The 5,799-nt window shown below is 59.4% G+C and carries 3 protein-coding genes; 2 read left to right on the plus strand and 1 reads right to left on the minus strand.

Annotation, left to right across the window (positions count from 1 at the left end; translation table 11 throughout):
• Positions 1-862 precede the first annotated feature (862 nt).
• Together rpoD and ACRXB1_RS28605 are read left to right on the plus strand one after the other, a co-directional pair.
• Positions 863-2,749: an RNA polymerase sigma factor RpoD gene (gene rpoD, locus ACRXB1_RS28600; protein WP_174365224.1), complete on the plus strand. Its 1,887-nt coding sequence runs from the start codon at positions 863-865 to the stop codon at positions 2,747-2,749.
• A 326-nt stretch (positions 2,750-3,075) separates the two neighbouring features.
• Positions 3,076-4,974 carry a potassium transporter Kup gene (locus tag ACRXB1_RS28605; RefSeq protein ID WP_449493943.1) on the plus strand — a complete coding sequence of 633 codons (1,899 nt, stop codon included), beginning with the start codon at positions 3,076-3,078 and terminating at the stop codon, positions 4,972-4,974.
• 112 nt (positions 4,975-5,086) lie between these two features.
• Here ACRXB1_RS28605 and acpA read toward each other — a convergent pair.
• The coding region (acpA, locus tag ACRXB1_RS28610; RefSeq protein WP_449493944.1) for an acid phosphatase at positions 5,087-5,799 on the minus strand (713 nt) is incomplete at its 5' end.

Raw genomic sequence — 5,799 nt, forward strand, 5'->3', positions numbered from 1 at the left:
TACCGCCGTGGCCGGTCCTTTGTACCGGCCACGCCAGTCTTCGGTGAAGGGCGCGAGGTCGGCGCCCTGGGTCAGGACCGCGTCGGCTCCGATCTCGGTTTTCAGGGCTGCGATCAACCTCGTGACGTCATTCATGTTCCAGTTCCTTGGGAAGGGCACCGGCTGTCGCTCGAATCAGCTGAAAGCCGCGTCTGAAGAGCAGGATATGAAGAAAAAAATCGCATTGAAATGCCTTTAATCGCATTGCGATTACCCTAAGCGTATTCGCCGATACAAAAATAGCGTCACGCCGATGCACTGCGGCACGATGCGCACGAAAAGGAGGGAATTTTTTGGCCGGGGCGAATCTAACGTCGGTTGTTTCGACGTCTATTCGCCGCCTTACGCATAAACAAACGGGGCGTGATCAAGGCTTCCCGAACCCGCCGCAGTCTCTGCTACAGCCTTGATTCGGCTCAATTCGTCCGCAAATGAGTTCGTACCCGGAAAATGTTGTTGTTTCGCAGCGTATGGATGCCGGAAACGTTCGTTAATTGCCTCTTGACGCACCTGCAGCAATCAAGTTGCTATAGACTGTACGACCCGCGCGAATACTGCGCTTGTTAGCGCTCCCCGCCTCCAAACTGATTCAGCTTGCTCGAATCAACGCATTTGATTAGTTCAACCCGAGGTGACGATCCTGTCGGTCTTCACGGTATTGCGCGTGTCTGACCGCCTTGTGCACCGGTTTGCTTTTCTCAGAGCAAGGCTATCGAGGAAATGTATGACAAGTTTTGATCCAACCGAATCTAACGCTGGAAACGGCGTTCCTGCCAAAAAATCGAAAGCCCGTCGTGGGTCCGCGGACAAGATGTCGCGTCCCATGGACGAAAGCGCTGTTTCGCCCGAGCAGGCCGATGAGCGTCAGAAGCAGATGCGCGCGCTGATCCAGCTCGGCAAGCAGCAGGGCTACCTGACGCACGCGGAGATCAACGACCACTTGCCCGGTAACTTTGCGCAGACGTCGGCTATCGAAACCATCGTCAGCACATTCCGCGACATGGGCGTGGCCGTCTATGAAGAAGCGCCGGACTCCGAGACGCTGCTGCTCAACGACTCCACGCCGACCGCTGTATCGGACGAACAATCCGACGAAGAAGCCGAAGTCACGCTCGCGACCGTGGACTCGGAATTCGGCCGCACCACCGACCCGGTGCGTATGTACATGCGAGAAATGGGCAGCACGGAGTTGCTGACCCGTGCCGGCGAAATCGAGATTGCGAAGCGGATTGAAGATGGCCTTGGCGAAATGATCAAGGCGGCGTTCGCTTGCCCGTCGACGGTTGTCACGTTGCTCACGACCGTGGACAAGGTCGTGGCGGGTGAATTGCGCATCGACGAACTCGTCGATGGTTTCAAGGACGTGAGCACGCTCGACGAAGCAGTCGTCGACGACTCGGACGCCGAAATCGATGAAGCCGAACTCGCGTCGGAAAGCGACGACGAAGAAGGCGAGACCGACGACGAACAAGCCACGCGCGCGAACGCCACGCGTCTCAAGCACTTGCTGCGTGATTGCCTGCCTATTTTCGTGAACGTGCGTGATCAGTTCGACGCGTTCCACGCGGCATACAGCGCAGACGATGCACGTACGGGCGACTGGCCAACCGTGCAGGAACATATCCAGAACGAACTGGCCACCGTGCGTTTTACCGCCCGGACCATCGACCGGTTGTGCGCTGAGGTTCATGAGCAGGTCGAGCATGTTCGCGCCATCGAGCGTCGTATCCTGAAGATCGCGGTCGACCTCGCCGGCATGCCGCGCGAGAAGTTTGTCGAAGTGTTCCCGGGTCACGAGACGGATCTCGACTGGACCATGCGTCATGCTGCGGCATCGACTTCGTACGGCAAGGCGCTCGAGCGCGCGCTGCCGGCCATCCAGGCCGAACAGCAAAAGCTGATCGAAATCGAAGCGCAATTGATGCTGCCGCTTTCGCAACTGAAGGCGTTGAACAAGCAGATGACGTCCGCCGAGCACAAGATGCGTCAGGCAAAGCGCGAGATGACCGAAGCGAATCTGCGTCTGGTGATCTCGATTGCAAAGAAATACGTGAACCGCGGCATGCATTTCCTGGATCTGATCCAGGAAGGCAATATCGGCTTGATGAAAGCCGTGGACAAGTTCGAATACCGGCGCGGCTGGAAGTTCTCGACGTACGCCACGTGGTGGGTTCGCCAGGCTGTGACGCGTTCGCTCGCCGATCAGGGCCGGACCATCCGTGTGCCGGTGCACATGATCGAGACCATCAACAAGCTGAACCGTGTGTCGCGTGAAATCCTGCAGCAGACGGGTCAGGAAGCGCATCCGTCGGTGCTGGCCGTTCGTCTCGACTTGTCGGAAGAGAAGGTTCGCAGCATCCTGAAGATTGCGCGTCAGCCGGTTTCGCTGGAAACGCCTTTGGGCGAAGACGGCGACACCACGCTGGGCGACATGGTTGAAGATTCGGCGACCGAGTCGCCGGCTGATGCCGCCATGCACGCCGACATGCGTCTCGCGATCAAGGACGCACTCGATTCACTGTCGCCGCGTGAGGCGAAGGTGCTGAGAATGCGTTTTGGCATCGACACGGTTTCCGACCATACGCTGGAAGAAGTCGGCAAGCAGTTCGATGTGACGCGTGAACGGATTCGCCAGATTGAAAGCAAGGCAATGCGCAAGCTCGTGCATCCGAGCCGTTCGGAGAAGCTGAGGTCGTTCCTCGCGCATTAAGGTTTGAAAGCGTCCGGAGGTTGGGCGCTGCTGTTGTAGATCACCGCAATTGGTCGGTCCGGTTTTCGGGCCAGCCAATTGCGGTTTTTTTTGCTCTTCCCGGGCTGTAGCAGAGGGCGTTGGCGCGTCAACATGCAAAGGCCGTGGGTACATTCCATGCGGTGCATTTCTCGCCACAATTGACCACAGTGATGCCACGCACGGTCGCTATTAGTGTTAAAAGATCGACGAGACTTGATGTGCAGGGTCCGAACAGTCGTAATCCTTTATAGATCCAGACACACGGTTTTCAACCGCCCTAGTGCCCTCACCTGGAAGAAAGGCCTATGTCAGCTTCTCTCGCAGAGCCATCGGCGAAAACCGTTCAGGCGGCGCCTGTCCTCATGCTCGGCGCGATCGGCGTGGTGTTCGGCGATATCGGCACGAGCCCGCTTTATACGCTTCGCGAATGCCTGAAAGCCGCTGGCGGCGCGTCCCAGCCGAATGTCTTCGGCATTGTGTCGCTGATTCTCTGGTCCATTCTGATCGTCGTCACGCTGAAATATGTCAGCTTCGTAATGCGCGCAGGAAATGACGGCGAGGGTGGGATTCTTGCGCTGACGGCGCTGGCATCGGGCGTCGCGCCTCATCGATTGCGTAATGTCTTGCTCACGCTTGGCGTATTCGGCGCGGCCATGTTCTACGGCGATTCGATGATCACGCCCGCCATCTCGGTGATATCGGCGGTGGAGGGCGTGACACTCGTCGATGCCGATCTGACCAAATGGATCGTGCCGATCTCGCTCGTGATTCTCACGGCGCTCTTCGCGATCCAGAAGCACGGCACGAGCGCCGTCGGGAAAGTGTTCGGACCGATCATGGTCGTCTGGTTCCTGACGCTGGCCGCGCTGGGGCTGTCGCACATCGTTCAGTACCCGGTCATTCTCGAGGCGGCTTCACCCACGTTCGCAATCGGCTTCGTGTTGCATAACCCGACAACTGCGTTCGTGGTGCTCGGCTCGGTGTTCCTGGCGCTTACCGGCGGTGAAGCGCTTTACGCGGACATGGGGCACTTCGGCAAGAAGCCGATCCGGCTCGCCTGGGTGTTTGTCGTGTGGCCGAGTCTCGTGCTGAATTACTTCGGGCAAGGCGCGCTCGTGCTGATGCATCCCTCGACGCTCAAGCAGCCGTTCTTCGAATCCGCGCCTAGTTGGGGACTCGTCCCGTTGGTCATACTGGCGACGGCGGCAACGATCATCGCGTCACAAGCGGTTATTTCGGGCGCATTTTCCATGACCAAGCAAGCCGTGCAACTGGGCTTCCTGCCGCGCATTCCAATCGTCCATACATCGACGCACGAGATCGGCCAGGTCTACGTGCCGTTCATCAATCTCTCGTTGTTCGCGGCAGTCGTGTTCCTGGTCGTGTTCTTCAAATCCTCCGATAACCTTGCCTCAGCGTACGGTATTGCGGTGGCATCGACCATGTTGCTCACGACCTTGCTGATGTATTTCATCACGCACTGTCTCTGGCACTGGAAGCCGATTGCGACCGCGTTGGTCATCGGGCCGTTTGCGCTGGTCGATGCCGTGTTCGTATCGAGTAACGTGAGCAAGGTGCTCGACGGCGGCTGGTTCCCCCTGCTCGCGGGCGCCGGGCTTTTCACCGTGATGACGACCTGGCACAAGGGGCGCCAGACGCTTATTGACCGGATGAAGGCCGAGAACCTGCCGCTCAAGGACATCATCCCTTCGCTTTGCCGCAGCAGCCATCCGCCGGCGCGCGTAGAAGGGACCGCTGTATTCCCGGGCGGCGTTGCGGGCATGACCCCGACCGCGTTCATGCATAACCTGAAGCACAACCGCGTGCTTCACAAGACCAACATCTTTCTCGCGGGCACCACTGACAACGTGCCGCACGTGAGGGACGCGGACAAGGCGGTGGTCGAGGACCTGGGCGACGGATGTTATGCCGTTGTCGTGCGTCATGGTTTCATGGAGATACCCGATGTGCCGGTGTTGCTGCTGCTGATCCAGAAGCAGATACCGGACTGGACTTACGAGGCCGCCGATACCTCGTTCTTCCTCGCGCGAGACACCATCCGCGCAACGGGAGAAAGCAAGGCGATGGCGCTGTGGCGCGACAAGCTGTTCGCGTTCCTCGGACGCAACGCGGCGCAAGCCGCCGAGTACTACAGCTTGCCGCCCAATCGCGTGGTCGAGATGGGCGGCCAGATCAATCTGTAGGCGAGGGCGGAAACGCTCGCACGTTGCAAAGCGAAAAGCGCGATGGATCTGGAAAATCCCATCGCGCTTTTCTTTTGTCGGGCAGCAAGACGCCGCCCTTAAAGCCTGCCTGTCAGAAGTCCAATGCCGCCGTCAGGTCGCCCATCGGTTTGCCGCCGGCCGCGACCATCGCGGCATCGCGCGCCGTGAGGCCAGGCAACTTCGGCAACGAATAACGCGCCGTGATCAGACGCAGGATCGACGTCGTATCGTATTGCGTATGATCGACGTAACCCTTTTTAGCGAACGGCGAAATCACGAGCGCCGGAATGCGCGTGCCCGGACCCCAGCGGTCACCCTTCGGCGGCGAGACGTGATCCCAGAAGCCACCGTTTTCATCGTAGGTCACGACCACGATCATGTTCTTCCACTGCGGGCTTGCCTGCAGATGCTGGATCACGTTCGCAATGTGCGCGTCGCCGGACGCCACGTCCGTGTAACCCGCGTGTTCGTTCAAGTTGCCTTGCGGCTTGTAGAACGCGACGGATGGCAGCGTGCCGGCATCGATTGCCTTGATGAACTCCGTGCCGTCCGTGCCGCCATCGAGCAGATGCTGCGTACGGTTGGCCGTGCCCGGCGCCAGGTCGGCGAAGTAGTTGAACGGCTGATGGTGCGTCTGGAAGTTCGGCACCGAATTCGTCGAGCCGCTGATCTTCGTGCGGTCGGCCAGCGCCGCGCCCCACGAACCGCCGTACCACGCCCACGATACGTTCGCCGTGTTCAACAGATCGCCGATATGCGTCTGCGTTTGCGGCGGTCGCGACCACGCTGCCGCCGCAAACGCAG

This window comes from Caballeronia sp. M23-90 (assembly GCF_053574605.1).

Bases quoted from the DNA above. Each gene is read 5' to 3' on its own strand.
- rpoD (WP_174365224.1), top strand. From the start codon at position 863: ATGGACGAAAGCGCTGTTTCGCCCGAGCAGGCCGATGAGCGTCAGAAG.
- ACRXB1_RS28605 (WP_449493943.1), top strand. From the start codon at position 3,076: ATGTCAGCTTCTCTCGCAGAGCCATCGGCGAAAACCGTTCAGGCGGCG.